Below are 24,828 nucleotides of genomic sequence, written 5' to 3'. Positions count from 1 at the left end.
TCGCGACTGCGGGACTCCGCTTCGCTGCGTTCCTCGCGCTCACGTCGAGTACGCCGAGTTCTCGTGCACGTACGCGTGCGACAGGTCGTTGGTCCAGACCGTCGCGGTCTCGTCGCCGACGTGCAGGTCGATGCGGATGGTGACGTCCCGCCCGGTCAGGTCGACCTTGGCGCGGTCCTCGGCGGCGGCGCCGCCCCGGCACACCCAGATCCCGTTGACGGCGACGTCCAGCGCGTCGGGTTCGAAGGCGGCGGTGGTGGTGCCGACGGCGGCGAGGATCCGGCCCCAGTTCGGGTCGTTGCCGAACAGGGCGGTCTTGACCAGGTTGTTCCGGGCCACCGAGCGGCCCACCTCGACGGCGTCGTCCTCGCTCGCCGCACCGACCACCTCGATGGCGATCTGCTTGGTGGCGCCCTCGGCGTCGGCGATCAGCTGCTGGGCCAGGTCGTGGCAGGCGGCGGTGACCGCGGTGGCCAGCTCGTCCTCGGTCGGCTCCACGCCGGAGGCGCCGCTGGCCAGCAGCAGCACCGTGTCGTTGGTGGACATGCAGCCGTCGGAGTCGATCCGGTCGAAGGTGACCCGGGTCGCGGCCCGCAGCGCCGCGTCGAGCGCCTCCGGCCCGGCCACCGCGTCGGTGGTGAGCACGCAGAGCATGGTCGCCATGGCCGGGGCCAGCATTCCGGCGCCCTTGGCCATCCCGCCGACGGTGAAGCCGGCGCCCCTGGCCACGGTGGTCTTGGGCCGGGTGTCGGTGGTCATGATCGCCTCGGCGGCGGCGGCGCCACCGTCGCGGGACAGCCCGCGGATGGCGGTGCGTACGCCGGGCAGCAGCTTCGGCATGGGCAGCCGCTCGCCGATCAGGCCGGTGGAGCAGACGGCGACCTCGCCGGCGCCGAGCCGGCGGCGGGGGCTGCTGCCGGTGAGGGCGGCGGCGGTGTGCTCGGCGGTGGCGTGGGTGTCCTGGAAGCCGGCCGGGCCGGTGCAGGCGTTCGCGCCGCCGGAGTTGAGCACCACGGCGCGAACCACGCCGCCCCGGACGACCTGCTGGGTCCAGAGCACCGGCGCGGCCTTCACCCGGTTGGCGGTGAAGACGCCGGCGACGGTGGCGTCGGGGCCGTCGTTGACGACCAGCGCGACGTCGGCCGCGCCGCTGGCCTTGAGCCCGGCGGCGACGCCGGCGGCCCGGAAACCCCGGGGGGTGGTGACGGTCATGGTGCGACTCCGAAGGCTGACAGGCCGGTGGTCTCGGGGAGGCCGAGCATCAGGTTGGCGTTCTGCACGGCCTGGCCGGCGGCACCCTTGCCGAGGTTGTCGATCGCGCTGACCGCGATCACCCGGCCGGAGTCGGCGTCGACGGTGGCCTGGAGGTGGCAGGTGTTCGAGCCGGCGGTGGCAGCCGTGTGCGGCCACGTCCCCTCGGGCAGCACGTGCACGAACGGCGCGTCCGCGTACGCCTCGGCCAGGACCTCGCGCGGGTCGGTGTCCCCGGTCGGCACGGCGGTGACGGTGGCGAGGATGCCACGCGGCATCGGGGCGAGCACCGGGGTGAGGGAGAGACTGGTCGCCCCGGTCGCCTGCTTGATCTCCGGCACGTGCTGATGGGCGCCGACCTTGTAGGGCGACAGGTCGCCCATCACCTCGCTGCCGAGCAGGTGGGGCTTGGCGGCCCGGCCGGCGCCGGAGGTGCCGGAGGCGGCGACCACCACCAGGTCGGCGGGGAAGACCGCGCCGGCGGCGATGAGCGGGGCGAGGGCGAGGGTGGTGGCCACGGCGTAGCAGCCGGTGTTGGCGACCCGGTTCGCCGTCGCGATCGCCGCCCGCTGCCCGGGCAGCTCGGGCAGGCCGTAGGTCCAGGTGCCCGCGTGCGCGCCACCGTAGTACCGGGCCCAGGCGTCGGGGTCGCGCAGCCGGTGGTCGGCGCCGAGGTCGACCACCTTGACGGTCTCGGGCAGGGCCGCGGCGAGCGTCGCCGACGCGCCGTGCGGCAGGGCCAGGAAGACCAGGTCCGCGTCGGCCAGGGTGGCCGGTTCGGTGGCGTCGAGGACCAGGTCCAGGCCGGTGAGCTGCGGGTGTACGGCGGCGACCGGCTGGCCGGCCTGGGCGTGGGCGGTGGCGGCGACCAGGTCGAACTCGGGGTGACCGGCGATCAGGCGCAGCAGTTCCCCGCCGGCGTAACCGCTCGCTCCCGCTACCGCGACTCGAATGCCCATACCCACCTCCGCATGACTATGCAGTGAAGGCTAGTCGCGCCGGTCGACTGATGCAAGGTCATACGTTGCACTGCATGAAACTGCGGCCGTGACGCCCGCCACGCTCCCCGCCGTCCCGCCGAAACCCTTCTGCCGCATTGACAGGAGCCCATCCGGGTCCGATGCTGAGAGAGCGCTCTCCGGGCTTTCTTTTCAGGGCGTACGCCATCAACCACCCCGAAAACCACCACCACGCCCGCCCCGGATCCGGCCGGCGGCGGACAAGGAGTACGCGTTGCGAATCCGCAGAAGACTGACGGGCGCCCTCGTCGCGCTCGTGCTCGCCGTCGGCGCCTCCGTCGGCGCGGCGACGCTGGCCCGGGCCGTCGGCCCGGGCCAGCTGCCGTTCACCGTCACCAACAACACCGGGCGAGCCGATGCTGTGCACCTGTACGTCCTCGGCGTCGACCTGAACTCCGGCCGGCTCGGCTACGTCGACGCCGGCGGGACATTCACGCCCTGGCCGGCCGGCGGCCTGCCCCCCACCCCGGCGCCCGACGTGTCCATCCCCGGCCCCGCACTCGGCGCGAGCACCGTGCTCAAGGTGCCGCGCAACATCTCCGGCCGGATCTACTTCTCCTTCGGCGAGAAGCTGACGTTCTTCCTCACCCCCGACGGACTGGTCCAGCCCGCCCCCTGGGCCCCCGGTGACCTGAACCGCGACATCCTCTTCGACTGGTCCGAGTTCACCTACAACGACTCCGGGCTCTGGCTCAACAGCTCACAGGTCGACATGTTCGCCGTCCCGCACACGGTCAGCGTCACCGGCGCCGACGGCGCCACCCGCCGCACCGGCACCCTCGTCGACGACGGCCGGAGCAGGGTCATCGACGCGGTACGCGCCCAGCCCGGCTGGGGCGGCACCGTGCAGACCCGCGCCGACGGCACCGTGCTGCGGGTCCTCTCCCCCGGCAAGGCCGCCGACGCCGGGTTGTTCGGCGCCGGCTACCTCGACCCGTACATCACCTCGGCCTGGAACGCGTACGCCACGAAGACACTGACCGTGACGCCCTTCCTGGAACAGCCCGACGTGAAGTACTTCGGCCGGACCAGCGGCACGACGATGACCTTCACCGACGGGGCGGGGCGGCAGGTCGCCACGTTCCAGAAGCCGTCCAGCTCGGACGTGTGGGACTGCGACGGCGCCCTGGCCGCCCCCAACGACCTCGTCGTCGGGCCGATCGCCCGGACGCTCTGCGCGGCCCTGCACCGCTCCACGCTGGGCACCCGCGACGTGCAGCCCTCCGGCGGCCCGGCCGACTTCTACCAGGGCACGCTCACCAACCACTACTCGCGGATCGTGCACGCGAACATGGTGGACGGCAAGGCGTACGGGTTCGCCTTCGACGACGTACAGAACCAGGAGTCGCTGGTGCACGACGGCGACCCGCGCGCGGCCGGCATCGACCTGAGCCCGTTCGGACCCGACGGCGGCCCGACCAGCCCCCCGCCGAGCCCCACCGCCAGCCCCAGCCCGTCGACCTCGCCCACCCCGTCGACCTCACCCGGCCCGCAGCCCAGCCCCACCTGGTACCTGCGCACCGGCGGCGCACTGGACCGCAGCGGCGGCCCGGCCGGCAGCGTCACCCTCGCCGCCGCCAACGGCAACCACGACGGCACGCCCACCAACCCGCAGGTCTTCACCGCCACCGGCCTCACCCTCGACTTCGCCGGCGGGACGACCGCGTTCGACCTGGCCGCCGACGCCGGCACCGGCGTGGGCGACGGCGTGCAGGCCCGGATCTCCTACGACCTGACCGGCGACGGCACGCACGACCGGGTGGAGACCTACCGGTACCAGGCCCTCGACCCGGTCGTCGGCTGGGAGCACTACCGCGAGACCCAGGGCCTGCGCACCGCCACCGGCACCCTCGGCAACCTGGTCGGCGGCACCGTACGGGTCGAGGTCTGGAACGCCATCGGCGGCACCCCCACCACGGTCGGCGTCGGTGACACCTCGAAGCTCGTGCTGCCGTTCGTCGACCCCGAACGCAGTCCGACCCCCACGCCCACCGTCACCACGACGGTGAGCCCGACGCCGACCATGAGCCCGTTCGGCGCCCAGCTCCTCCTCCAGGAGCCCGGCATGCTGAACGCGCGACCGGCCGGCACGGCCACCGCCACGATCGGCGCGGCGAACGGGAGCTGGATCGGCACCCCGCACGACGCGCGGACCTACCGGGCCACCAACCTGACCGCCCGGTACGCCGGCGGCACGACGTCGTTCACGCTGACCGTCGACGCGGGCACCGGCGTCGGCAACGGCACCCAGGTCCGCGTCTCCTACGACCTGACCGGCGACGGCCGGTTCGACCGGATCGAGACGTACGACTACTTCGCCACCGACCCGGTCACCGGATGGGAGACGTACACCCAGGGCCGCGGGCTCGCCTCGGCGACCGGAACGCTGGGCGACCTGGTGAACGGCACGGTGCAGGTGGAGGTCTGGAACGCCATCGGCACCACCCCGACCAGCCTGGGCGTGGGTGACTCGTCGCGGATCGTCCTGCCGTACACCGGCTGAGCGTCGACAGGGGCCCCTTCCCTCGGGAAGGGGCCCCTGCCCGTACCTCAGGCGCCGCGCAGGGTGGCGCCGAAGCGCTCCGCGACGACGGCCACCGCCGCGTCCCGGGCCGCCACCGCCTCCTCACCGGCGAGGGTCCGGTCCGGGGCCCGGAACGTCAGCTTGTACGCCAACGACCGGCGGCCCGCACCCAGCTGCTCGCTGGCGTAGACGTCGAAGAGCCGGACGTCCTCCAGCAGCGGACCGGCCCCCTCGGTGAGGGCCCGCTCCACCTCGGCCGCCGGCACCGACTCGTCCAGCACCAGCGCCACGTCGATCAGCGCCGGTGGGAAGGTGGAGATGGTCGGGCCGCTGACCAGGGTGGCCGCCGGCAGCGCGTCCAGGTCCAGCTCCATGGCGCTGGTGCGGCGCGGCAGCTCCAGGGCCGTCACCACGGCCGGGTGCAGCTCACCGGCGTACCCCACGACCGTGCCGTCGACCGCGAACGCGGCACAGCGGCCGGGGTGCCACGGAGCGTGCTCGGCGGCCCGCACCTCGACCCGGTCGGCCGGGATGCCGGCCGCGGCGAGGACGGTACGGCCGGCCTCGACCGCGTCCGCCCAGCCGGCCGGACGGCCCGCGCCCCACCAGCCGGCCGGCTCGATGTCCCCGGCGAGCGCCACGGCGACGTGCCGGGGCTGGTCGGGCACCACCGCGTCGGCGGCGGCGAACTCGGCGTCGCTGGGCCGACGGTCCACGCCCATGGCCGGCGGCTCCCCGGCGCCCGGACGCGGGTGGAACACCGCGCCGATCTCGTAGATCGCCACGTCTCGCAGGCCCCGGCCGACGTTGCGCTTGAGCACGCCGAGCAGCGGACCGAGCAGCGTGGTGCGCAGCAGCGGCTCCTCGTCCGACAGCGGGTTCGCCAACCGGACGGCGGCCCGACGCGGGTCGTCGGCCGGCAGGCCCAGCTGGTCGGCCAGCTCCGGGGAGGCGAACGGGTGCGCCAGCACCTCGACGTACCCGCGCTCGGCCAGCGACCGGGCCACGGCCCGGCGGCGCTGCTGCTGCCAGGTCAGACCGCGGCCGGCGGGCGCGGTGGGCAGCACCGACGGCACCCGGTCGTACCCGTCGAGGCGGACCACCTCCTCGACCAGGTCGGCCGGGTCGGTCAGGTCGGGCCGCCAGCTCGGCGGGGTGACCGTCAGTACGTCCGCGCCGCCGGCGGCGGCGACCCCGGCCTCGCCCGGGTCCTCCGCCAACCGGTCCGTGCCCCGCACGACCGTGCAGCCGACCTGCTCCAGCAGCTCGACCACCCGGTCCGGGGAGTACGTGACGCCGATCCGCTCCGACGGCAGGCCCACCGGCAGGACGACCGGCGACAGCGGGCGGACGTGGTCGACGTCGAGGATCTCCTCGCCGGCGGTGCCGGCGCCGTGGGTCACCAGCAGCTGCACCGCGAAGTCCAGGGCGGCCAGCGGCAACGTCGGGTCGACGCCCCGCTCCCACCGCTTGGCGGCCTCGCTGAACAGCTTGTGCCGGCGGGCGGTGCGGCCGATGGTCGCCCGGTCCCAGTGCGCCGCCTCGAACAGCACGTTCGTGGTGGAGGCGAGCACCTCGCTGGTCTCGCCGCCCATCACCGCGGCCAGCGAGATCGGGACGCCGGCGTCCTCGCCTGCGAGGTCGTTGGGCAGCCCAGCGTCGCAGATGACCAGGTCCTCCTCGGACAGGGTCCGCGCCACACCGTCCAGGGTGGTCAGCTTCTCCCCCGCCTCGGCGCGGCGGACCACCAGCGGGCCGCTGATCCGGTCGGCGTCGAAGGCGTGCATCGGCTGGCCGAGGCAGAGCATCACGTAGTTGGTGATGTCCACCGGCAGCGAGATGCTGCGGATGCCGGCCACGGTGAGCCGCTGCCGCATCCAGTCGGGCGTCTGCGCGGTGGGGTCGACGCCGCGCACCATCCGGGCCGCGAACCGGTCGCAGCCGACCGGGTCGCGCACCTCCACCGGGTACGCGGGCTGCTCGGTGGCGCCGGGCACCTCGCGGCGGGCCGGGTCCTGGAACCCGACCCCGAGGGCGTACGACAGTTCCCGGGCCAGCCCGCGCAGGCTCAACGCGTAGCCGCGGTCCGGGGTGACCTCCAGCTCCAGCACCACGTCGTCCAGCCCGACCAGGGGCCGCGCGTCGTCGCCCGGCGAGGCGGGGACGTGCTCGGGCAGCACGATGATGCCCGAGTGGTCGTCGCCCAGGCCCAGCTCCTGCGCCGAGCAGATCATGCCGGCGGAGTTGCGCCCGTACGTCTTGCGCGCCCCGATGGCGAAGTTCCCGGGCAGCACGCCGCCGGGCAGGATCACCACCACCTTGTCGCCCTGGGCGAAGTTGCGCGCCCCGCAGACGATCTCCTGCGGCTCGCCGGTGCCGTTGGCGGCGCCGACGTCGACCCGGCAGAACCGGATTGGCTTCTTGAAGCCGGTCAGCTCCTCGATCTCCAGGACCTGACCGACCACCAGCGGTCCGCTGACGGAGCTGCGCAGGTCCACGATCGAGTCGACCTCGATGCCGAGGTCGACCAGCGCCTGCTCCAGGTCACCGGCGGGCAGGTCGGCCGGGAGGTCGACGTACTCCCGCAGCCAACTGACAGAAACTCGCATGACTTCAGACCACCGTCTCCGTTGTACGTACCCGCATCGCCTACGCCGCCCCGGCGCCCAGTGCCCGGGCGAACCGGACGTCGCCCTCGAACAGGTCCCGGATGTCGCTCACCCCGTGCCGGATCATCAGCGTCCGGTCGATGCCCATGCCGAACGCGAATCCGGAGTAGACCTCCGGGTCGATCCCGCAGGCCCGCAGCACCCGCGGGTTGACCATGCCGCAGCCACCCCACTCGACCCACTGCGGGCCGTCCCGGTGCTCCGGGAACCAGACGTCGAACTCCGCCGACGGCTCGGTGAACGGGAAGTAGTGCGGCCGCCAGCGGGTCTTCGCGCCCTCGCCGAACATCGCCCGGGCGAAGTGGTCCAGGGTGCCGCGCAGCTGCGCCATCGTGATGCCCTTGTCGACGACCAGCCCCTCGGCCTGGTGGAACACCGGGCTGTGGGTGGCGTCGATCTCGTCGGTCCGGTAGACCCGGCCCGGCACGATCACGTAGATCGGCGGCTTGCGGGTGAGCATGGCGCGGGTCTGCACGGTGGAGGTGTGCGTGCGCAGCACCAGGCCCGAGTTCTCCGCGCCGGCCGGCGGGGCGATGTGGAAGGTGTCCATCAGCCCGCGCGCCGGATGGTCGGCGGGAATGTTCAGCGCGTCGAAGTTGGTCCACTCCAGCTCGACCTCGGGCCCCTCGGCCACCTCGTAGCCCATCCCGACGAACAGGTCGCTGATCTGCTCCATCAGCACGTTGAGCGGGTGCCGGGCGCCACGCGGACGCCGGTCGTACGGCAGGGTGACGTCCACCCGCTCCTCGACCAGCACCCGGGCGGCCTGCTCCTCCTCGAGCACCTCGGCGCGGGCCGCGTACGCGGCCTCCACGGCACGGCGGGCCTCGTTGACCCGCTTACCGGCGTCGGACTTCGCGGCCGGCGGCAGGGCGCCGATCTCCCGGCGGGCCAGCGACACCGGGGAGCGGTCCCCCAGGTGCGCGGGGCGCAGCGCGGTCAGCGCGTCCGGGTCGGCGGCGGCGGCGAACGCCTGCTCGGCGTCGGCCACGGCGGCGGCCAGTGCGGCCGGGTCGAGCAGGGCGACCTGCTTCGGGTCGTACGGATCGTTGCGGTAGCTCATGGCGTACGGGCACTCCCTCACGGCGGCGCCTACCCTTCCGGGCGGCTAGGCGAGTCTACGGACGCGCGGCTGTGCCGCAGCCCGCCGGTGGGAGTTACGCAGGGAGCAGGTCAGGCCCGCCGCCCGCCGACACCGGCGGGCTGGCTAAACGAACGCCGTGGCGCGTTCATGGGCGGACGCTCTCCTTCGTCGGTCGACCGCCGCAGGTCACCTGCGGTCATCGATGTGCTCTCGCCGAAGCGTACAGGCAGACGGCCGCGGCCGCAGCCAGGTTGAGGCTCTCGGCGCGCCCGTGCAGCGGCACCCGGACCCGCTCGTCGGCGGCCGCCGTCAGCTCCTCGGGCAGCCCGTGCGCCTCGGATCCGAAGAGCCAGGCGGTCGGCGCGGCGAGCCGGCCGGCGTCGGCCAGGTCGTCCAGGTCGGCGTCGCCGTACCCGGTGGTGGCCAGCACGGTCAGCCCCGCGGACCGCAGCGCGCCGACCACCTCGGCGGGGTCGGGGGCGCGGACCACGTCGACGTGGAAGAGGCTGCCGGCGGAGGCCCGCACACACTTGCCGTTGTACGGGTCGACGGCGTCCCCGGCGAAGATCACCGCCGCCGCGCCGGCCGCGTCGGCGGTGCGCAGCACGGTCCCGGCGTTGCCCGGGTCGCGGATCTCGGCCAGCACCGCGACCAGGCGCGGAGCACGGTCCAGGGCGGCCGTCAGCGGCACGTCGAGGTGCCGACAGACGGCTACCAGGCCCTGCGGGGCGATCGTCTCGGCGAGGGCGGCCAGCCCCTCGTCGGTCACCTCGGAGACCGGCACGTCGGCCCGGGCGGCCGACGCGGCGAGGTCGGCGTACCGGTCCAGAGCGGCCGGCGTACCGAAGAGTTCGACCACCGTGTCCGGGCGCGCGAGGGCCTCGCGGACGGCCTGCGGGCCCTCGGCCAGGAACCGGCCGGTGGCCTCGCGGTCCCGGCGGCGTTGCAGCCGGCGGGCGGCCACGACCCTGGGGGTGCGTGGGGTGAACGGGCCGGAGACGGCGTCGAGGCGCCTCCCGCGCGATGGTGACTGCATGGGAGACGCCTCGATCTGCTGCCAGGGGTGGATCAGGCGGCCTGGGCCGCTGCGCCACCGGTGCCCTCGGCCGCCACGGCGGCGCGGGCCAGCTCGACGATCGCGGCGAAGGCCGCGGCGTCGTTGACGGCCAGGTCGGCCAGGATCTTGCGGTCGACCTCGATGCCGGCCAGGCGCAGGCCCTGGATCAGCCGGTTGTAGGTCATGCCGTTGGCGCGGGCGCCAGCGTTGATCCGCTGGATCCAGAGCTGCCGGAAGTCGCCCTTGCGGTCGCGACGGTCCCGGTAGGCGTACTGCATCGAGTGCAGCACCTGCTCCTTGGCCTTGCGGTACAGCCGGGAGCGCTGACCGCGGTAACCGCTCGCGGTCTCCAGCAGGGCGCGGCGCTTCTTCTGGGCGTTAACAGCCCGCTTGACGCGTGCCATCTCAACTCCTTCTTCGGTTCAGGTGGCGCGCGTCAGCGGCCGAGCAGCTTCTTGATGCGCTTGGTGTCGGCCTTGGCCAGTTCGACCGTGCCGGTCAGCCGGCGGGTCTGGGTGGAGGCCTTCTTCTCCAGGTTGTGGCGGAGGCCGGCCTGCTGGGCAACGACCTTGCCCTTGCCGGTCAGCCGGACCCGCTTGCCCATACCCGTGTGGCTCTTCATCTTCGGCATGTGGAACGTCTCTCCCCTGTTACTGGCCGCTGGTGTCAGCGGTCGTGCCGGTCTCACCGGCTGCTGCGGTCTCGCCGGCCGCCGGGGTCTCGCCACCTGCCGGGGCGGCCGACTCCTCCGCCGCCCGGTCGCGCGGTCCACCGCGGGACGCCGTGGCGGCGACCGCGGAGGCCTTGACGGCCCGGTGCGGAGCGAGAACCATGATCATGTTTCGGCCGTCCTGCTTCGGAGCGGCCTCGACGTATCCCAGGTCCGTGATCTCGGACTCGAGCCGACGCAGGAGCCGGTAACCCAGCTCCGGGCGGCTCTGCTCGCGACCGCGGAACATGATCGTCACCTTGACCTTGTCGCCCGCCTTGAGGAACCGCACCACGTGACCCTTCTTGGTCTCGTAGTCGTGCGGGTCGATCTTCGGGCGGAGCTTCATCTCCTTGATGACGGTCTGCTGCTGGTTACGCCGCGCTTCGCGCGCCTTGAGTGCGCTCTCGTACTTGAACTTGCCGAAGTCCATGAGCTTGCACACCGGCGGGCGCGCCATCGGCGCAACCTCGACCAGGTCCAGGTCGACGTCCGCGGCCAGCTGCAGGGCGCGCTCCAGCGGGACGATGCCCACCTGCTCACCCTCAGGGCCGACCAGTCGGACCTCACGTGCCCGGATCTGCTCGTTCACGCGTGGTTCGACGCTGATGTGGCCTCCTCGAGTCAAGTCTCCTGCGGTGCCGACCCGCGGGAGCTCCCGGGTGGGAGCGACCCGGAAAGCAGAAGGCCCCGGCGCATGCCAGGGCCCGCTCGACCGGTCGGCACGACCACATGGTCGCGCATCCGGGACCGGGGTGTCCCCGGAACCGGTGACCGGACCCGGACGCCTCGTCGGCGACTCGGGTGGGAGCAGGCGCTCCGCTTCAACGGCTGCCCACTCGTGAGACACGGGGGCAGCCTGGTCGACTCGGTAACACTACACCCTGCCGGCGTCGCCTCCCAAACCGGGCACCGTCGGCACGCCGGGGCGGGGCGGGCCGGTCAGCGGCCGGAGGCGGCCTCGCCGAGGGTGGCCAGGTGGGCCCGGTGCAGCCGGCGCAGGGCGCGCACGCCCTCCACCGCCAGCTCCTTGTCGGCGGCCTGGAGGGCGACCATCGGCAGCAGGTCGTCGTCGTGCAGCTCGAGGCTGGCCCACGGCGCGCCCCGGTCGAACCGGACCCCCCGGACGACCTCCCAGGGCAGGTCGTACGATCCGGTCACGTTGCGCACCCGCACGCCCTTGGCGTCCGCCTCCACCCGTGGCCGGGTGAACAGCAGCAGGCCGAGCGCGCCGAACACGCCCAGACCGATCATGGCGATCTGGTCGCCGCGCTGGAAGCTGCCGTAGCCGTCGCCGGTCGGGCCGGTCAGCGAGGTGGCCACCAGGCTGAAGACCACGACCAGGACGACCGCCGACGTCCAGCACACCAGCCGGATCTTGCGTGGTCGCAGGCTCACCCGATCGTCGTCGCTCACCCCACCAGTCTGCCATCCGACTCACCGGCGGGCTCGGCCGCCACACGGACCGGCCGGCGGCGGGGCCGTACCCCGGCGACCAGCACGGCCAGCAGGGTCAGCGCCGAGCCGGCCAGCACCGGCAGCCGCAGCCCCGCTCCACCGGGCAGCAGCACGTCGAGCAGGAGCGCCCCGGCGAGCTGCCCGGCCACCAGGGCCAGCCCGGTGCGCAGCACCCCCACCGCCCGTACGCCCACCACCAGGGACGCCACGATGCCGACCCCGAGCAGTCCGCCGGCGTAGAGGTACCAGGTGGTCGGCCAGCCCGGCGCGGGGCCGCTGAACGCCCCTGCGACCACCGCCACCAGCAGCACCACCGGGGTGCTGGTGGCGAAGTTGACGGCCACCCCGGCCGACGACGTGCCGGCGGCGGAGACCCGACCGTTCAGCGCCGTCTGCACCGCGACCGCCAGCCCACCGCCCACCGCGAGCAGCACCAGCCCGACCGCCAACTCACCGACCGGGCGGCCGAGCTGCGCCAGGGCGACCGCGGCCACCCCGAGCAGCGCGCCGGCCACCCGGGGCACGGTCAGCGCCAGCCGCCCCACCGGCGCCAGCCCGGCCCGGTCCACCGCCAGGCCGCCGAGGCTGCCCCCGGCCACCTGCGCGATGGTGAAGACCGCGACGCCGAGCACGGGTACGACGTACGTGCCGACCACCACGATCGCCGCCCCGCCGAGCCCGCCGAGGTATGCCCACCAGGGCAGCCGAGCGCGGCGCAGGGCGGCCAGCCCGGCCCGCATCGAGGGGAGCGCGATCAGGCCGACCAGGATCAGCAGGGTGCCGCCGAGGTTGTTCACCACCGCTCCGAGCACCGGGTTGCCGGCCCGCTCCCCCAGCTCGGCGTTGACCGCGCCCTGTGCCGCGGCGGCCGCCCCACCCAGGACCACCACGGCCAGGGCGACCGCCGACGGCAGCGGCCTCACAGCCGGCAGGCGTGGATGTTGGTGACCAGGATCGCCCGGGCCCCCAGGTCGTAGAGCTCGTCCATGATCCGGTGCACGTCGTCGCGGAGCACCATGGCCTGCACCGCGACCCAGCCCTCCCGGTGCAGCGGGGAGACGGTCGGCGACTCGATGCCCGGGGTCAGCGAGCTGGCCCGGTCGAGCAGACCGGCCGGCACGTCGTAGGCGAGCATCACGTACCGCCGGGCGACCAGCACGCCGTGCAGCCGGCGGAGCAGCTGGTCGGCCTGGGCACAGCCGGGGGCGCCGCTGCGCCGGACCAGCACCGCCGAGGAGCGCAGCAGCGGCTCACCGAAGACCACCAGGCCGGCCTGGCGCAGCGTGGCGCCGGTCTCCACCACGTCGGCGACCACGTCGGCCACACCGAGGCGGATGGCGTTCTCCACCGCCCCGTCGAGGCGGATCACGTCGGCCTTGACGCCCAGCTCGGCGAGGTGCCGCTCGACCAGACCCGGGTACGCGGTGGCGATCCGGTGCCCGCCCAGCTCACGGACGTCGTCGACGTCCTGCGGGCGGGCGGCGAAGCGGAAGGTGGCCCGGCCGAACGCCAGGTCGACGATCTCCTCGGCCGGGGCGCCGGAGTCGATCAACAGGTCGCGGCCGGTGATCCCGACGTCCAGGTCGCCGGAGCCGACGTAGGTGGCGATGTCCTTGGGCCGCAGGTAGAAGAACTCGATGTCGTTGGCCTCGTCGCGGCAGACGAGGTCCTTCGGGTCGGTGCGCTGGCGGTAGCCCGCCTCGCGCAGCATCTGGGCGGCCTTCTCGGCCAGGGCGCCCTTGTTGGGTACGGCGACACGCAGCATGACGGAGTGCTCCTTCGATCGGGTGTGATCAACGAGTGGGCGCACTCACAGATGTCGGTAGACGTCCTTGAGCTCGAGACCGCTGGCCAGCATCAGCACCTGGACCTGGTAGAGCAGCTGGGAGATCTCCTCGGCGGTACGCTCCGGCCCCTCGTGCTCGGCGGCCATCCACGACTCGGCCGCCTCCTCGACGACCTTCTTGCCGACGAAGTGCACCCCCTTCTCCAGGGCGGCGACCGTGCCGGAGCCCGGGGTGCCGGCGGCGGCCTTGGCCTGCAGCTCGGCGAACAACTCCTCGAACGTCTTCACGCCGCGATTCTTCCAGCCGACCGGCCGGGCCGCGTGCGCCGGGTCCGGACGGGTCATCTTCCCCACGGTGAGTGCTGGTCGGCCCCCGAGCCGGGGCTCCAGAGTCCCCGCCGCGCGCCTACGGACGTGAGAGCACAGATGACTCACGACGACACAGGCCCGCGTCGCGGACGGCCGGCGGGCGGCGTTCGCGGCGGTGAGTCGTCGACGCTCTCAAGTCTGTAGGCGGCCGGACTCCACCTCCGTCGCCCGGCAGGGCGGTTCGGAAAGCCGGAGCCGACCGGAAGGGCCGGACGCACGCAGGCCCGGCCGAGCCGACCGGCCGGCGGTCAGCCGCCGAAGCCGACCCGCTGGCCGGACCGGTCCAGGCCCCGGATCGTCAGCGCCGCGTCCAGCGCCGCCACGGTCGCCGCCCAGCCCTTGTCCTCGGCGGAGCCGGGCAGGCCGGCCCGGTCCCGGGCCTGCTCGATCGTGTCGACGGTGAGCACACCGTGGGCCACCGGCTTCCCCTCGTCCAGGGCCACCCGGGTCAGCCCCTCGGTGACCGACTGGCAGACGTAGTCGAAGTGGGCGGTGGCGCCCCGGACGACCACGCCGAGCGCGACCACCACGTCGCAGCGGCGGGCCAGGGCCTGCGCCACCACGGGCAGCTCCACCGAGCCGGCCACCCGGGCCGCCACGGCGCGGGCGCCGCACGCCTGCGCCGCCGCCACGGCCCGGTCGAGCATGTGGTCGGTCAGCTCGCCGTGCCACCGGGCGGCCACCACGCCCACGGTCAGGCCCGCGGCGTCGACCGCGTCCACCCCGGGCTCGCCGAATCCCGCCATCGCTATGCTCCGATCTCGTCGCCGGCGACCGGACGCCCCATCGGCGCCTCGGTCTGCTCGCCCAGTTCGTCGAACTCGTCCAACAGGTGCCCCATCCGCTCCCGCTTGGTGCGCAGGTACCGCACGTTCTCCGGGTTGGACCGGATCGGCAGCCCTTCGCGGCCGGTGATGGTCAGGCCGTACCCCTCCAGCCCGGCCCGCTTGGCCGGGTTGTTGGTGAGCAGCCGCATCGACCGCACGCCCAGGTCGTAGAGGATCTGCGCGCCGGTGCCGTAGTCCCGGGCGTCGGCCGGCAGGCCCAGGTCCAGGTTCGCGTCCACGGTGTCCCGGCCCAGGTCCTGCAGCTGGTACGCCTGCAGCTTGTGCAGCAGGCCGATGCCCCGGCCCTCGTGACCGCGGACGTAGAGCACCACCCCGCGCCCCTCCCGGGCGACCCGGGCCAGCGCGGCCTGCAACTGCGGGCCGCAGTCGCAGCGCAGCGAGCCGAACACGTCCCCGGTCAGGCACTCGGAGTGCACCCGGACCAGCACGTCCTGCCCGTCGCCGATCTCGCCGTACACCATGGCGACGTGTTCGGCCGGGTCGTGCTCGGCCCGGTAGCCCAGCGCCCGGAACACTCCGTGCGGAGTGGGCATCCGGGCGTCGGCGACCTGCTCGACCTGCTTCTCGTGCCGCCGCCGGTAGGCCACCAGGTCGGCGATGGTGACCAGGGTCAGCTCGTGCTCGGCGCAGAACTTCTCCAGGTCCGGCACCCGCATCATGGTGCCGTCGTCGTTGACCAGCTCACAGAGCACGCCCGCCGGGCGCAACCCGGCCAGCCGGGTCAGGTCCACGCCCGCCTCGGTGTGGCCGGGGCGGCGCAGCACCCCGCCCTCGCGGGCCCGCAGCGGCACCACGTGCCCGGGCCGGGACAGGTCGGTCGGGTCGGTGCCCGCGTCGGCGAGGAGCCGGATGGTGCGGCAGCGGTCGGCGGCCGAGATGCCGGTGCTGATCCCCTCCCGGGCGTCCACCGTCACCGTGTACGCGGTGCCCCGCCGGTCCTGGTTGGTGTGGTGCATCGGCGGCAGGTCCAGCCGGTCGCACTCGCTCTCGGTGAGCGAGACGCAGATGTAGCCGGACGTGTACCGCACCATGAACGCCACCAGCTCCGGGGTGGCCAGTTCGGCGGCGAAGATCAGGTCGCCCTCGTTCTCCCGGTTCTCGTCGTCGACCACGACGACGGGACGACCGGCGGCGATGTCGGCGACCGCCTGTTCGATGCTGGCGAACGTGCTGGTCATGCCACGACCTCCGAGTAGGTGGACGGGATCGGTTGGGCGGGCGTGGAGATCCGGCGGGAGGTACGCCACCAGGCGACCAGGCCCCAGACGCAGAAGGCGCCGTAGACGAGGTACATCGCCGCGGAGGGGTAGAAGCCGCCGCGCAGCAGCAGCGGCACCCCGACCGCGTCGACGGCGATCCAGATCACCCAGAACTCGACCCAGCCGCGCGCCATGCCGTACGTGGCGAGCAGGCTGCCGGTCAGGATCCAGGCGTCCGGCAGCGGGCCCCAGGAGCCCAGCGCCGCGAGCAGCGGGTAGCCGGCGGCGGTGCCGAGAGCCGCGGCGGCGAGCAGGCCGAGGCGCTCCCGGCCGGTGGCCCAGCGCGGGTTCACCGCCGGCTGGTCCCCGTCACCGGCGTGCCGGTTGCGCGACCAGCGCCACCAGCCGTAGACGCTGACCGCGAAGAAGAAGACCTGCCGGCCGGCCTGCCCGTAGAGGTCGTGCGCCTGCGGGGTGGCGAACACCCCGCCGAGGAAGACGGTGAACAGCAGCGCGTTGCCGATCATGCCGACCGGCCAGGCCCAGACCAGCCGACGCAGGCCGAACAGGGCGGAGGCCAGCCCGAACACGTTGCCGACGATCTCCCGGACCAGCACCGGGGAGCCGGCGACGTGGACCTGGGCGTCGAGCAGCCAGCCGAGCGGGCCCATCAGCCCTCACCCCCGCCGGCCCGGCTGCCGAGCAGCCGCTCGACGTACTTGGCCAGCACGTCGACCTCCAGGTTGACCGGGTCGCCGACGCTCTTCGCGCCCAGGACGGTCAGCTGGAGGGTGGTCGGGATCAGCCCGACGCTGAACCAGTCGTCGCCGACCGCGGCGACGGTCAGCGAGACGCCGTCGACGGTGATCGAGCCCTTCTCCACCACGTACCGGGCCAGGTGGGCGGGGAGCCGGAAGCGGACCGTCTCCCACTGCTCGGCGGGCTCCCGGGAGAGGAGCTCGCCGACCCCGTCGACGTGGCCCTGGACCAGGTGGCCGCCGAGCCGGCTGCCCAGGGCCGCGGCCCGCTCCAGGTTGACCGGGGTGCCCGGGCGCAGCACGCCCAGCGCGGTGCGGCGCAGCGTCTCCCCCATCACGTCGGCGGTGAACACCCCGCCGTCGACGTCGACCACGGTCAGGCAGACGCCGTTGACGGCGATCGAGTCGCCGTGCCGGGCGTCGGAGGTGACCAGCGGGCCGCGGACGGCGACCAGGGCGGAGTCCCCGCCGGTCGCGGTCACCCCGACGATCTCGCCCAACTCCTCGACGATGCCGGTGAACATGTCAGCTCTCCCTCTTTCGGGGTCGGGCGGTGATCCGCAGGTCGGGACCGATCCGGGTGACGTCGGTGATCTCCAGGTCGATGGCCTCGGCGATGGTGGTGACACCCGCGTCGAGCAGGGCGGTCGGCCCGGCGCCGAGCAGCCGGGGGGCGACGTACCCGACGACCTGGTCGACCAGGCCGGCGGCGAGGAACGCGCCGGCCAGCCGCGGGCCGCCCTCCAGCAGCGCGGCGCGCACGCCGCGGCGGTGCAGCTCGGCCAGGAGCGCCGGCAGGTCGACCCGGCCGTCCGGCCCGGCCCCGACCTCCGCGGCGGTGGCGATCCAGGTGGGTGCGGCGGCGTCGCGGACCTGCGCCCCGACCGGGGTACGGCCGGCGCTGTCCACCACCACGCGCAGCGGCTGCCGGATGGCCAGCGTGCCGTCGCGCAGATTGCGGGCGGTGAGCCGGGGGTCGTCGGCGAGCACGGTGCCCACCCCGGCGAGCACCGCGTCGACGGTGCCGCGCAGGGCGTGCACGTCCATCCGGGCCGGCTCGGAGGTGATCCACATGCTGGTGCCGTCGGCCGCCGCCGACCGGCCGTCGAGGGTGGCCGCGTACTTCCAGATCACGTACGGCCAGCCGCGCCGGGTGGAGGTCAGCCAGGCGACGTTGCCGGCCTCGGCCTCGGCGGCGCGGACGCCGAACTCCACCTCGATGCCGGCGTCGCGCAGGGTGTGGGCCCCGCCGGAGGCGACCGGGTTCGGGTCGGGCACGGCGATCACCACCCGGGCCACCCCGGCGCGGATCAGCGCGAGGCTGCACGGCCCGGTACGCCCGACGTGGTCGCAGGGTTCCAGGGTGACCACCGCGGTGCCGCCCCGGGCGCGCTCACCGGCCTGGGCGAGCGCGACGATCTCGGCGTGCGGCCCGCCCGCGTACGCGTGGAATCCCTCGCCGACGACCTCGCCGTCCGGATCGAGCAGCACGCAGCCGACCACCGGGTTGGGGCTCGCGGTGCCGAGCCCCCGGGCGGCGAGCGCGACGGCACGCAGCATCGCCTCGTCGACGGAGAACCTCGCCATCGCCGCTGCCCTGCCCTCTCACTCGCCGGTCGCGCGCGGGCGGCTCGGGAGGCAACGGCCAAGGGGCCGCAGGCAGGCGGCGGCGGAGATCCGGGGACGGCATGGCCGACCCCGGGGAGCCCGAACGGCGGCTGGACAGCAGCCGGCGCGCAGGCTCTCCCCGTCCCGCGCGCTGTCTCCCATCCGGACTTTCTGGCGACGCGAACGTGCCGTCGCCAACCGTCGGCCCCGGATTCTCACCAGGTCCACCGCACGGCCGAAGCCGTCCGGGTCGCGGGCTTACCACGGTCGGACCGTGGATCACCGCCGGTTCGGAATTTCACCGAGCCCCGCCAGCGCGTGGTGGGTACATCCGGAAGTCTTACACGTCCGGCGGGTGCCCGCGCCACCCGGGCGAGCGAACTCACAGAAAGACAGCAACCTCAGGTAACTCCGCGCCTGCGGTCGACCGCCACGTACGAGCCCGGTTGGCTCTTGGCCACCGACTTCATCTCCGAGGCGACGGCGATCGCCTCCAGCGGGTCGCTGAACCGCTTCCCCGCGTCGGACAGGGAGACGCCGATGGAGAGGGTGACCAGCGCGGCCCGGCGGATGTTGCCCCGGCGGTCCTTGAGCTCCACGAACCCGCGTTCCCGGTCCGGCGGGTCGTAGAGCGAGTCGGCCGCCTTCTCGAAGTCCACCACCGCCCGGGAGGTCAGCGGGCGGACCTGGTCGGGGGCGCAGACGATGACGAAGTCGTCGCCGCCGACGTGGCCGAGGAAGGCCGGCGGGATGCCGATCGACACCACCGCCCGGTGCAGGCTGCGGGCCAGCGCCGAGATGAACTCGTCGCCGCGGACGAAGCCGTAGCGGTCGTTGACGCTCTTGAACCGGTCGATGTCGACGTACCCGACGGCGTAGTCGACACCGTTGCGGACCCGGTCGGCGATCTCCCGGCGGATCCGGCTGTTGCCCGGCAGGCCGGTCAGCGGCGAGACCTCCCGGAACTCCTTGTTCCGTCGCAGGGTGGAGGCGACCCGGGCCACCAGCTCGGCGGTGTCGAAGGGCTTGACCAGGTAGTCGTCCGCGCCGGCGCTGAGCCCGTGGACCTTGTCCACGGTCATCCCCTTGGCGGTCAGCATGATCACCGGCAGCGCCGAGGTCATCGGGTCGGCGCGCAGCCGGCGGGTCAGCTCCAGGCCGTCGATCCGGGGCATCATCAGGTCCACCACGGCCAGGTCCGGCCGTTGGCGCTCGATCACCTCGAGCGCCTCCTGGCCGTCGCTGGCGTGGATCACCTCGAAACCGTGCAGCCGCAGGTTGAACTCGACGAAGCGGGCGATGTCCTCGTCGTCGTCGACGACCAGGATGACGTCGGGTCGGTCCTCGGCCGCGTCCACCTCAGGCCCCGGCGACCGCGCGTTCCGCGAGGCCCCGCAGCCGGCGTACCGCCTCGGCCGGGTCGTCGGCGCCGTAGACCGCGGTGCCCGCCACGAAGGCGTCCGCGCCGGCCGCGGCGGCCTGCTCGATGGTGTCCGCGGCGATCCCCCCGTCGACCTCGATACGCAGCTCGAGGTGGCCGGCGGAGGCGTGCCGGCGCGCCGCCCGCACCTTGTCCAGCAGGTGCGGGATGAACCGCTGCCCGCCGAAGCCCGCCTTGATCGTCATGATCAGCAGGGTGTCGAAGCTGGGCAGCAGGTCCAGGTACGGCTCGATCGGGGTGTCCCGGTCGATGGCCAGCCCGGCCTTCGCCCCGGCGGAGCGCAGGTCCTTGGCCAGGGCCACCGGGTCGTCGCACGCCTCGGCGTGGAAGGTGACGTTGTAGGCCCCGGCGTCGGCGTACCCGGGCGCCCAGCGGCGCGGGTCGGAGATCATGAGGTGCACGTCGAACGGGAGCTGGGTCACCGCCCGCAGGCTCTGCACCACGGGCAGCCCGATGGTCAGGTTGGGCACGAAGTGGTTGTCCATCACGTCCACGTGCAGCCAGTCGGCGGCGTTCTCGACGGCACGGACCTCATCGGCGAGGTGGGCGAAGTCGGCGGCCAGGATGCTCGGCGCGACGATCGGCGGCGGTACGGTCACCGGGCCAGTGTACGAACGCGGTCACCCCCGGGCCGCATCGCGGCACCACCCGGGACGTACCGTGATCCGACTGTCACCGGTGGTGCAGAATTGCCCGGTCCGCTCGCCGAATATCGGACGAAAGGCCAGCAGTGACTGGCCGACCGACTGAAAGACGGCAACACTCCATGCAGGACGGTGACATATGCTGCACGCCCGGTGGCGCACGACGGCACCCGGGCCGCGGCGTTCCGGCCGTCATTCCCGGAAAGGGCGGACGATGCGACGGTGGCTGGTGGCGCTGGCGCTGGCCGGCACGACGACGGCGATGCTCGGCGGCTGCGTACGCCCGCACCACGCCGACGGTGACCTCACCGACGACTGGCCGGCGCTGCGGCCGCCGGCGCTGTTCGTCCCCGCCACCGACGCCTGCCTGCCCCGGATCACCCCGGTGGTGCAGGCCGCCAGCTACGAGACGGTCGACTGCGCCCGCAGCCACCTCGCCGAGGCCATCCACGTCGGCACCTTCACCGGCGCGGCGGCGCAGTCCGAGCGGCGGCCGGAGCCCGGCTCCCCCGCGCTGCGCACCGCACGACCGGAGTGCGACCAGCGGGCCCGGGAGGTGCTCGGTGGGGACTGGCACTCCGCCCGGCTGACCCTCAACATCGCGCTGCCCGCCCAGGCCGCCTGGGCGGCCGGCGCCCGCTGGTTCCGGTGCGACCTGAGCGAGACCGACAGCATCGACAACACCCGGCCCCGCAACCGCACCGGCAGCCTGCGCGGGGCGATGATCGGCGACAACCCGCTGACCCACCGCTGCTTCGATCCGAAACTCATCGGCAAGAACCTCAACTACATGGCGCCGGTGCTCTGCACCGAGCCGCACCGCGCCGAGTTCGTCGGGGTCTACCTGGAACGGGACATGAGCTGGGCGCAGTTCGTCAGGGCCACCCAGCAGGTGCACCGCCGCTGCATGGCCCTGATCGCCGCCTTCGCCGCCGTGCCGAACAACAGCGACCTGCCGTACCGGGCCGGGTCGATCTTCTATCCCCCCTCGCAACGGGAGTGGGAGGAGGGCGACCGGGGCATCCGCTGCTTCCTGTGGAGCGACGACCGGAAGCTGACCCGCTCGATGCGCGGCGCCGGCCCCAAGGGCCTGCCCGCCATCTGACCCGCGGGCCGTCCCCGCCCGACGCGTTCCGCCCAATGCCCCGCCGTGCGCGCCGTCGCCGGCGACCCTGCCTCGAGATCACCCTCGATCCTGGAAGTAGTGGCCTCGGTTTCGCTCCGATGCCCCTACTTCCACGATCGAGCACGATCTTGACGCGGACGTTGACGCGGACGTTGACGCGGACGCACGGCCCGGCCGCGGCAGGGTGAGCTGCCGCGGCCGGGACATCCGGGTCAGGTACGGCGCAGGACGGCGAGGAACATCGCGTCGGTGCCGTGCCGGTGCGGCCAGAGCTGCACCGACGGCCCGTCACCGAGCCCCGGCATGCCGGCCGGCAGCAGCGGGCGGGCGTCGACGAAGTCGGCCGGAACCCCGGAGCGGCGGGCCGCCTCGGTCACCGTCACGTGCGTCTCGACCGTGTGCGGGGAGCAGGTCACGTACGCCACCAGGCCGCCCGGTCGGACCGCTCGCAGCGCCGCACCCAGCAGCTCGCGTTGCAGGCGGGTCAGCGGGGGCAGGTCCGACGGCTGCCGCCGCCACCGGGACTCCGGCCGGCGACGCAGCGAGCCCAGCCCGGTGCAGGGCGCGTCGACCAGCACCCGGTCGAAGTGCTCCTCGGGCAGCTTCGGATGCGCCCCGACCTCGCGGCCGTCGGCGGCCAGCACGGCCACCGGCAGCCCACGGGTGGCCTGCTCGACCAGCCGGGCGCGGTGCTCGGCCACCTCCACCGCGGTCACCCGGGCGCCGCGCTGCGCGGCCAGGGCACCCAACAGTCCGGCCTTGCCGCCGGGGCCGGCGCACAGGTCCAGCCACCGGCCGTCCGGCCCGTCCAGCGGGGCGTTGGCCAGCGCGTTCGCCACCAGCTGCGAGCCCTCGTCCTGGACGTGCGCGCGTCCCTCGACGATCGCCCGCAGGTCACCCGGGGCGCCGCCGCCGAGATAGACCGCGTACGGGGAGAAGGCGCCCGGGGCGCCACCCACCTCGTCGGCCAGCTCGACCGGGTCGGCCAGCCCCGGCCGGGCGCACAGGTGCACCGGGGGCCGCTCGTTGTCCTCGATCAGCAGCCGCTCGGTCTCGGCCAGGTCACCGCCGAGCGCCTCGGAGAAGGCCCGCACGATCCACTGCGGGTGGCTGTACGCCAGCGCCAGGTGCCCGATCGGGTCGGTCGCCGAATCCGGGGCGAGCTTGGCCACCCAGGCGTCGTGGTCCCGGGTGGTGATCTCCCGCAGGACGGCGTTGGCGAACCCGGTGGCGCCCGGCCCGACCTGACGCACCAGGTCCACCGTGGAGGAGACCGCCGCGTGCGCCGGCACCCGGGTGTGCAGGAGTTGGTACGCCCCGATCCGCAGCGCGTCCCGCACCGGCGGGTCGATCCGCTGCACGTCCCGCCCGGCCGCGTCGGTGACGATCGCGTCCAGGGTGCCGGTGTGCCGCAGCGTGCCGTAGGTCAGCTCGGTGGCGAACGCCGCGTCCCGGCCGGTCAGCCCCTCCTCGCGAAGCATCGCCGGCAGCACCAGGTTGGCGTACGCGTCGTCGCGGTGCACCGCCGCGACCGCCTGGTACGCGACGTATCTCGGCAGGTCCACGGTCGGCCGCGCCGGCCGGCCGCCGCCACGCCGGTCCCCGCCGAACTGCCCGCCGCCACGCCGGTCACCGCGGGGGCCGGAGCGCTCGCCACGCGGATACCGGTCGCCGCGGTCGAAGGACCGCCCCCGGTCGCCGTCGCGCGGACCGTCGCCCCGAGCGCCGGCCGACCGGCCCTGGTCGGCGGAGTGCTCGCCCCGAGACTCGGACGGCGCGCTCACGCGAACACCTCGCCGGTGGTGACCCGGACACCGCGCGCCCAGTCGCTGGCGGACATGGCCTTCTTGCCGGCCGCCCGCACCTCGCCGAGCCGCACCGGACCGGTGGCCGTGCCGGCCAGCACCCGGGACTTCTCCACCAGCAGCTCACCGGGCTTCAGCTCGGGCCCGTCGGGCACCGGCCGCACCGGACCGAGCTTGACCCGGTCGTCCCGGAAGGTCGTCCACGCCCCGGGCGCCGGGGCGCAGGCGCGGACCCGCCGGTCCACCGCGAAGGCGGGGTCGGTCCAGCGCACCCGGGCGTCCTCGACGGTCAGCTTCGGGGCCAGCGACACCCCGTCGGCGGGCTGCGGCTCGGCGCGGGCGCCGCCGGCGTCGATCGCGTCGAGCACCGCCACCAGCAGGCCGGCCCCGGAGTGGGCCAACCGCTCCAACAGGTCGCCGGAGGTGTCGGTGGGGCGGATCTCGTCGGTCAGCGTGCCGTAGACGGGACCGGTGTCCAGTCCCTGTTCCAGCTGGAAGACGCTGGCCCCGGTCAGCTCGTCGCCGTGCAGCACGGCGTGCTGCACGGGCGCCGCGCCACGCCAGGCCGGCAGCAGCGAGAAGTGCAGGTTCACCCAGCCGTGCCGGGGGATCTCCAGCGCCACCGGCGGCACCAGGGCGCCGTACGCGACCACGGGGACGCAGTCCGGGGCGAGGTCACGCAGCCGGTCCAGGAACTCCGGCTCCCGGGGCCGGGCGGGGGTGAGCACCTCGATGCCGCGCTCGTCGGCCCAGGCGCCGACGGGCGAGCGGTGAAGACCACGGCCGCGACCGGCCGGCGCGTCGGGGCGGGTGACCACGGCCAGCAGCTCGTGGCCGGAGGCGGCGACGGCCTCCAGGGCGGGCAGGGCGACGGCCGGCGTACCGGCGAAGATCAGGCGCACCGGGTCACCGCCCCAGCCCGAACGGGCTGCCGGCGGCGTGCGGGTTCAGCTTGACCGTGGGCGGGGCGGCCTCGTCGTACCACTCGGCCTGGCGGATCGCCTTCATGGCGGCCTTGCGGCCGGCCGGATCCAGCCGGTCGAGGAAGAGCACCCCGTCGAGGTGGTCGGTCTCGTGCTGCACGCAGCGGGCCATCAGGCCGGTGCCGACGATCTGCAGCGGGTCGCCGTAGCCGTTGAAGCCCTTGGCGATGACGTTTCGCCGGCGCTTGGTGTCGAAGTAGAGCCCGGGAATGGAGAGGCAGCCCTCCGGGCCGTCCTGCTCCTCCTCATCGGGGAACTCGAGCACCGGGTTGACCAGGTGGCCGAGCACGTCGTCGACGTCGAAGGTGAACACCCGCAGGCCCACGCCGAGCTGCGGCGCGGCCAGGCCGGCGCCGTTCTGCTCGCGCATCGTGTCGGTGAGGTCGGCGACGAGCTTGCGCAGCTCCACGTCGAAGTCGACCACGGGGTCGGCCGGCGTGCGCAGCACCGGGTCGCCGAACAGACGGATGGGCTGGACGGTCACGCGGGC

24 protein-coding genes and 1 riboswitch are annotated in these 24,828 nt (G+C 74.1%); of the genes, 2 read left to right on the top strand and 22 right to left on the bottom strand.

Annotation, left to right across the window (positions count from 1 at the left end):
* Positions 1 to 39: 39 nt before the first annotated feature.
* Both argJ and argC read right to left on the bottom strand, forming a co-directional pair.
* A complete protein-coding gene (argJ, locus tag GA0074704_RS14380; protein ID WP_088970989.1) occupies positions 40 to 1,212 on the bottom strand; it encodes a bifunctional glutamate N-acetyltransferase/amino-acid acetyltransferase ArgJ in 1,173 nt (390 codons plus the stop codon).
* Positions 1,209 to 2,210 carry an N-acetyl-gamma-glutamyl-phosphate reductase gene (gene argC, locus GA0074704_RS14375; RefSeq protein WP_088970988.1) on the bottom strand — a complete coding sequence of 334 codons (1,002 nt, stop codon included), beginning with the start codon at positions 2,208 to 2,210 and terminating at the stop codon, positions 1,209 to 1,211. The genes argJ and argC overlap by 4 nt, the downstream gene beginning before the upstream one ends.
* 274 nt (positions 2,211 to 2,484) lie before the next feature.
* On the opposite strand from argC, the gene GA0074704_RS29175 reads away from it, so the two are divergent.
* Complete coding sequence (locus GA0074704_RS29175) at positions 2,485 to 4,773, top strand: beta-1,3-glucanase family protein (RefSeq protein WP_088970987.1); 2,289 nt, start codon at positions 2,485 to 2,487, stop codon at positions 4,771 to 4,773.
* Between the two features lie 47 nt (positions 4,774 to 4,820).
* Here GA0074704_RS29175 and pheT read toward each other — a convergent pair whose 3' ends face one another.
* The 17 genes from pheT to rpe all read right to left on the bottom strand — a co-directional run bounded on the left by pheT (position 4,821) and on the right by rpe (position 20,379).
* Positions 4,821 to 7,403 carry a phenylalanine--tRNA ligase subunit beta gene (gene pheT, locus GA0074704_RS14365; protein WP_088970986.1) on the bottom strand — a complete coding sequence of 861 codons (2,583 nt, stop codon included), beginning with the start codon at positions 7,401 to 7,403 and terminating at the stop codon, positions 4,821 to 4,823.
* 40 nt (positions 7,404 to 7,443) lie between these two features.
* The gene (pheS, locus tag GA0074704_RS14360; RefSeq protein WP_088970985.1) at positions 7,444 to 8,526 is read right to left on the bottom strand and encodes a phenylalanine--tRNA ligase subunit alpha; all 1,083 of its coding nucleotides are present in this window, start codon (positions 8,524 to 8,526) and stop codon (positions 7,444 to 7,446) included.
* Between the two features lie 217 nt (positions 8,527 to 8,743).
* Positions 8,744 to 9,583, bottom strand: a complete 840-nt coding sequence (locus GA0074704_RS14355) for a TrmH family RNA methyltransferase (RefSeq protein WP_088970984.1) — start codon at positions 9,581 to 9,583, stop codon at positions 8,744 to 8,746.
* Positions 9,584 to 9,615: 32 nt separating this feature from the next.
* Positions 9,616 to 10,008 carry a 50S ribosomal protein L20 gene (gene rplT, locus GA0074704_RS14350; RefSeq protein WP_088970983.1) on the bottom strand — a complete coding sequence of 131 codons (393 nt, stop codon included), beginning with the start codon at positions 10,006 to 10,008 and terminating at the stop codon, positions 9,616 to 9,618.
* Positions 10,009 to 10,040: 32 nt separating this feature from the next.
* Positions 10,041 to 10,235, bottom strand: coding sequence for a 50S ribosomal protein L35 (gene rpmI / locus GA0074704_RS14345; protein WP_088970982.1), 195 nt, complete (start codon positions 10,233 to 10,235; stop codon positions 10,041 to 10,043).
* 19 nt (positions 10,236 to 10,254) lie between these two features.
* Entirely contained in the window at positions 10,255 to 10,905 is a 651-nt protein-coding gene (infC, locus tag GA0074704_RS14340) for a translation initiation factor IF-3 (protein ID WP_088970981.1), read from the bottom strand.
* A 350-nt stretch (positions 10,906 to 11,255) separates the two neighbouring features.
* Entirely contained in the window at positions 11,256 to 11,729 is a 474-nt protein-coding gene (locus GA0074704_RS14335) for a PH domain-containing protein (RefSeq protein WP_088970980.1), read from the bottom strand.
* Positions 11,726 to 12,694 (bottom strand): DMT family transporter, encoded by a 969-nt coding sequence (locus tag GA0074704_RS14330; RefSeq protein ID WP_088970979.1) that lies wholly within the window; start codon positions 12,692 to 12,694, stop codon positions 11,726 to 11,728. The genes GA0074704_RS14335 and GA0074704_RS14330 overlap by 4 nt, the downstream gene beginning before the upstream one ends.
* Complete coding sequence (gene hisG, locus GA0074704_RS14325) at positions 12,691 to 13,536, bottom strand: ATP phosphoribosyltransferase (RefSeq protein WP_088970978.1); 846 nt, start codon at positions 13,534 to 13,536, stop codon at positions 12,691 to 12,693. The genes GA0074704_RS14330 and hisG overlap by 4 nt, the downstream gene beginning before the upstream one ends.
* Before the next feature lie 45 nt (positions 13,537 to 13,581).
* Entirely contained in the window at positions 13,582 to 13,845 is a 264-nt protein-coding gene (locus tag GA0074704_RS14320) for a phosphoribosyl-ATP diphosphatase (protein WP_088973679.1), read from the bottom strand.
* Between the two features lie 329 nt (positions 13,846 to 14,174).
* Complete coding sequence (gene ribH, locus GA0074704_RS14315; protein WP_088970977.1) at positions 14,175 to 14,672, bottom strand: 6,7-dimethyl-8-ribityllumazine synthase; 498 nt, start codon at positions 14,670 to 14,672, stop codon at positions 14,175 to 14,177.
* A gap of 2 nt (positions 14,673 to 14,674) precedes the next feature.
* Positions 14,675 to 15,952, bottom strand: coding sequence for a bifunctional 3,4-dihydroxy-2-butanone-4-phosphate synthase/GTP cyclohydrolase II (locus tag GA0074704_RS14310; protein ID WP_088970976.1), 1,278 nt, complete (start codon positions 15,950 to 15,952; stop codon positions 14,675 to 14,677).
* Positions 15,949 to 16,644 (bottom strand): nicotinamide riboside transporter PnuC, encoded by a 696-nt coding sequence (gene pnuC / locus GA0074704_RS14305; RefSeq protein WP_088970975.1) that lies wholly within the window; start codon positions 16,642 to 16,644, stop codon positions 15,949 to 15,951. Before pnuC ends, GA0074704_RS14310 begins: the two co-directional genes overlap by 4 nt.
* Positions 16,644 to 17,255 (bottom strand): riboflavin synthase, encoded by a 612-nt coding sequence (locus tag GA0074704_RS14300; protein ID WP_088970974.1) that lies wholly within the window; start codon positions 17,253 to 17,255, stop codon positions 16,644 to 16,646. The genes pnuC and GA0074704_RS14300 overlap by 1 nt, the downstream gene beginning before the upstream one ends.
* 1 nt (position 17,256) lies before the next feature.
* Entirely contained in the window at positions 17,257 to 18,318 is a 1,062-nt protein-coding gene (gene ribD, locus GA0074704_RS14295; protein ID WP_088970973.1) for a bifunctional diaminohydroxyphosphoribosylaminopyrimidine deaminase/5-amino-6-(5-phosphoribosylamino)uracil reductase RibD, read from the bottom strand.
* A 167-nt stretch (positions 18,319 to 18,485) separates the two neighbouring features.
* Positions 18,486 to 18,659: riboswitch (FMN riboswitch) on the bottom strand.
* Positions 18,660 to 18,740: 81 nt separating this feature from the next.
* The gene (locus tag GA0074704_RS14290; RefSeq protein WP_088970972.1) at positions 18,741 to 19,697 is read right to left on the bottom strand and encodes a response regulator; all 957 of its coding nucleotides are present in this window, start codon (positions 19,695 to 19,697) and stop codon (positions 18,741 to 18,743) included.
* Between the two features lies 1 nt (position 19,698).
* Positions 19,699 to 20,379, bottom strand: a complete 681-nt coding sequence (rpe, locus tag GA0074704_RS14285) for a ribulose-phosphate 3-epimerase (protein WP_088970971.1) — start codon at positions 20,377 to 20,379, stop codon at positions 19,699 to 19,701.
* 259 nt (positions 20,380 to 20,638) lie between these two features.
* Here rpe and GA0074704_RS14280 point away from each other — a divergent pair, with 259 nt between their 5' ends.
* Positions 20,639 to 21,529: a septum formation family protein gene (locus GA0074704_RS14280; RefSeq protein WP_088970970.1), complete on the top strand. Its 891-nt coding sequence runs from the start codon at positions 20,639 to 20,641 to the stop codon at positions 21,527 to 21,529.
* A 233-nt stretch (positions 21,530 to 21,762) separates the two neighbouring features.
* Here GA0074704_RS14280 and GA0074704_RS14275 read toward each other — a convergent pair whose 3' ends face one another.
* From GA0074704_RS14275 to def, 3 genes are read right to left on the bottom strand one after another with little or no spacing between them, the layout of a single operon-like run.
* The gene (locus tag GA0074704_RS14275; protein ID WP_231926854.1) at positions 21,763 to 23,334 is read right to left on the bottom strand and encodes an RsmB/NOP family class I SAM-dependent RNA methyltransferase; all 1,572 of its coding nucleotides are present in this window, start codon (positions 23,332 to 23,334) and stop codon (positions 21,763 to 21,765) included.
* Entirely contained in the window at positions 23,331 to 24,257 is a 927-nt protein-coding gene (gene fmt, locus GA0074704_RS14270; protein ID WP_088970969.1) for a methionyl-tRNA formyltransferase, read from the bottom strand. Before fmt ends, GA0074704_RS14275 begins: the two co-directional genes overlap by 4 nt.
* A 4-nt stretch (positions 24,258 to 24,261) precedes the next feature.
* The gene (gene def / locus GA0074704_RS14265; RefSeq protein ID WP_088970968.1) at positions 24,262 to 24,822 is read right to left on the bottom strand and encodes a peptide deformylase; all 561 of its coding nucleotides are present in this window, start codon (positions 24,820 to 24,822) and stop codon (positions 24,262 to 24,264) included.
* Positions 24,823 to 24,828: the final 6 nt, after the last annotated feature.

Origin of the sequence: Micromonospora siamensis, assembly GCF_900090305.1 — a bacterium.
Taxonomy (GTDB): Bacteria; Actinomycetota; Actinomycetes; order Mycobacteriales; family Micromonosporaceae; genus Micromonospora; species Micromonospora siamensis.
Note: the sequence above shows the minus strand (reverse complement) of the source record. Positions and strands in the feature narration are given on the sequence as shown.

Coding starts and splice junctions, on each gene's coding strand:
- argJ (WP_088970989.1), bottom strand. CDS start 1,212: ATGACCGTCACCACCCCCCGGGGTTTCCGGGCCGCCGGCGTCGCCGCC.
- argC (WP_088970988.1), bottom strand. CDS start 2,210: ATGGGCATTCGAGTCGCGGTAGCGGGAGCGAGCGGTTACGCCGGCGGG.
- pheT (WP_088970986.1), bottom strand. CDS start 7,403: ATGCGAGTTTCTGTCAGTTGGCTGCGGGAGTACGTCGACCTCCCGGCC.
- pheS (WP_088970985.1), bottom strand. CDS start 8,526: ATGAGCTACCGCAACGATCCGTACGACCCGAAGCAGGTCGCCCTGCTC.
- GA0074704_RS14355 (WP_088970984.1), bottom strand. CDS start 9,583: ATGCAGTCACCATCGCGCGGGAGGCGCCTCGACGCCGTCTCCGGCCCG.
- rplT (WP_088970983.1), bottom strand. CDS start 10,008: ATGGCACGCGTCAAGCGGGCTGTTAACGCCCAGAAGAAGCGCCGCGCC.
- rpmI (WP_088970982.1), bottom strand. CDS start 10,235: ATGCCGAAGATGAAGAGCCACACGGGTATGGGCAAGCGGGTCCGGCTG.
- hisG (WP_088970978.1), bottom strand. CDS start 13,536: ATGCTGCGTGTCGCCGTACCCAACAAGGGCGCCCTGGCCGAGAAGGCC.
- ribH (WP_088970977.1), bottom strand. CDS start 14,672: ATGGCGGGATTCGGCGAGCCCGGGGTGGACGCGGTCGACGCCGCGGGC.
- GA0074704_RS14310 (WP_088970976.1), bottom strand. CDS start 15,952: ATGACCAGCACGTTCGCCAGCATCGAACAGGCGGTCGCCGACATCGCC.
- pnuC (WP_088970975.1), bottom strand. CDS start 16,644: ATGGGCCCGCTCGGCTGGCTGCTCGACGCCCAGGTCCACGTCGCCGGC.
- GA0074704_RS14300 (WP_088970974.1), bottom strand. CDS start 17,255: ATGTTCACCGGCATCGTCGAGGAGTTGGGCGAGATCGTCGGGGTGACC.
- ribD (WP_088970973.1), bottom strand. CDS start 18,318: ATGGCGAGGTTCTCCGTCGACGAGGCGATGCTGCGTGCCGTCGCGCTC.
- GA0074704_RS14280 (WP_088970970.1), top strand. CDS start 20,639: ATGCGACGGTGGCTGGTGGCGCTGGCGCTGGCCGGCACGACGACGGCG.